Annotated in this window: 2 protein-coding genes; one reads left to right on the top strand and one right to left on the bottom strand. The window is 65.4% G+C overall.

The genetic code is table 11. The annotated features are described in order from the left end of the window. A partial coding sequence (locus QZV94_RS24985) for an ATP-binding protein (protein WP_293683196.1) occupies positions 1 to 919 on the bottom strand: 919 nt, incomplete at its 3' end. A 356-nt stretch (positions 920 to 1275) separates the two neighbouring features. Between QZV94_RS24985 and QZV94_RS24990 the strand changes: the two genes are divergently transcribed. Further along, positions 1276 to 1651 (top strand): hypothetical protein (locus QZV94_RS24990; RefSeq protein WP_293683198.1); only part of this gene is annotated, 376 nt, incomplete at its 3' end.

Here is a 1651-nt window from a genome sequence, read left to right on the forward strand (position 1 = left end):
TCTCCAGCACCGCGCCGAAATTGGCGCGGCCGGCGGCGACGCGTTCCGGCGTCAATCCACGCATCGCGGCGAGAAGGCCTGAGTCGAGGAAATGGAGCTTTGGCGTCTTGGTCAGCCGCTTCAGCGCGTTGTTGTGCCAGGAGGGCAAGGTGCGGACGAGGAACAGCTGCTCGAAGACGCCCGTGTATTTTTGCGTGGTCACATGGTTGAGGTCGAGACTGGCGCCGACCCGCGTGTAGTTGATCAGTTGGCCTGAATGCTCGGCGAGAGCTCGCAGCAGGCGCGGCATGCGGTCCAGCTGGTCAACGTTGGCGATGTCGCGCACGTCGCGACCCACAACCGCCTCGACATAGTTGGCGTACCAGTCCTGCCGGCGCGCCCAGGACTTGCGCCCGAGGGCCTCGGGATAGCCGCCCGCCAAGACCAGCTCGATCAGGTCGGCGCCCAGCCGAAGCGGGCCCGGTGTCGGCGCCTTGCCCTCGAACAGGGTGGTGAGAAAGCGCGGCGGCGGCTGGCCCCGGATTTCTGACTGGGCCAAGGGCATCAGGCGGATGGTCTCCATCCGACCGGCCAGGGAATCCGCGACCCGTGGCAGGGTCATCAGGTTGGCCGATCCCGTGAGGAGGAAGCGGCCGGGCCGGGGGTCGCGATCGACGCTCTCCTTGATCGCTAGGAGAAGATCGGGCGCGCGCTGAACCTCATCGATGATCGCCTGATCCAGTCCGCGCACCAGGCCCGTGGGATCCGCCTTGGCGGCGGCCAATGTGGTGGCGTCGTCGAGAGTCAGGTAGGTTCGCGTGTCTTCAGCGAGCGATCGGGCCAGCGTCGTCTTCCCCGCCTGGCGAGGTCCCGCCAGGAGGACGACTCTGGTGTCGCTCAGCGCGTCGCGAATCCGGTCGGTAGCGTGGCGACTATACATGACCGATTGAAAGCCGGGTTCCGTCTAATTGAAAACCATAGACCGACTATCTGAAATTTACGCGCCGTCCAATTGAAATTGAAAACACGTCAACCGGCCACTGACCTCTGACCGCGCCACGGCGTGAGCGCGCGGATGCGGTAGCCCGTGCCCGCGGCAGTCAGGCCCACGACGCCGGCGAGTGTGTTTTCGGTCCCAACTCCGATCGCCTCACGCCGAGGGCGGCCGCGCCCAACTCCAGTGATTCATCATTCGAGTTCTAGTTGCGCCACCCGCTTAGAGAGTGTGGACAAGTGCCACTTGGCCGGACTGGAACCTTGGCCTAGACTGGCTTCCGGCTTTCAGGGAGGCGCATCATGTCGACTGTGGCAGTCCAACCGCCGACGTCGGCCTGGTTGAAGCGCTTCAGTCACGGCCTCTTCCTGGGCCTGCCCGATCCAACAAACCCGGGCATCCTGGCCTTCTGCGTTGTCATCGCCAGGGCCACCGTCGGCGGGCTCATCATCGCCATCCCCGCTGCGCTCTATTGGGGACCCGAAAGTGCGATCGGCGGCCTCCCCCGCCTGTGCGTCACCCTTGGGTGGGTGGTGTTCGAGGAGCTCGCTCGGCTGAATTTCGCCTACCGCGCAGCGCGGCCGGCCAGGTCCCTCCTCCTCTTCCTGGCCCTGATCATCACGGTCGAGACCTTGTTCTACCCGACCGGGGGACACGGGCTCGGCGTCTTCCTCCTCG

Origin of the sequence: uncultured Phenylobacterium sp. (assembly GCF_902826855.1) — a bacterium.
Taxonomy (GTDB): domain Bacteria; phylum Pseudomonadota; class Alphaproteobacteria; order Caulobacterales; family Caulobacteraceae; genus Phenylobacterium.